Origin of the sequence: Streptomyces anandii JCM 4720, from assembly GCF_014650655.1 — a bacterium.
Classification (GTDB): Bacteria; Actinomycetota; Actinomycetes; order Streptomycetales; family Streptomycetaceae; genus Streptomyces; species Streptomyces anandii.
The window spans coordinates 268,307-269,011 of sequence record NZ_BMVJ01000005.1; the positions used below are offsets into that span (position 1 = coordinate 268,307).

The following is a 705-nucleotide window of genomic DNA, read 5'->3' on the forward strand; positions in this document are numbered from 1 at the left end:
CCGGTGGCACGGCGCAACTGACGACCTCCTCCGTGTCGGGCAACACGGCCTCCGACGGAGGCGGCATCCACGTCTCGCCGTCCGCCCGACTGGTCCTCAACAGAAGCTCCCTCACCGGCAACAGCGCCGCCTCCACGGGGGGAGGCCTGGCCACCTTCGGCAACACGGACCTGGACGCTGCCGTCGTCCGGGGTAACACGACTGACAACTTCGAAGGCGGCGGGATCTACGCGGGAGCCGGAACCCTGACTGTCGACGGGGGTGAGATCGCGAACAACACGGCCCACTCCAACGGCGGGGGCATCGCCAACTTCGGCGCCACGGTGCGGCTGAACGGCACAGCCGTGCGAGACAACAGCGCCTCCGCCGGTGGCGGCGGCGGCCTGTACAACTACGCGGGCGACACCCGCCTGACCAGGAGCAGGGTCACCGGCAACAAGGCGACGGCTCCGGGCGGCGGGATCCTCCGCGCGGGCGGCTCGGTCACGCTGATCGGTACCGCCGTCATGGCCAACCAGCCGGACAACTGCGCACCGGCCGGAACCATCCCCGGCTGCACCGGCTGACCGCCCGGCTCACCTGCCCGGCCGGTGGGGGCGCGGTACCCCTGCGACCCGTTCCGGCCGGGACAGGGCCGGCAGGAAGGGGCTTCTCCTGCGGCGCTGAACGGCGGTGACTGGGCCATTCGGGCTGATCTGGACTGCG

General features: G+C 71.8%; 1 pseudogene. It reads left to right on the forward strand.

The features are described from left to right. Window positions 1–566, forward strand: a pseudogene (locus tag IE249_RS12030) (right-handed parallel beta-helix repeat-containing protein); the annotation flags it as partial. Window positions 567–705 lie beyond the last annotated feature (139 nt).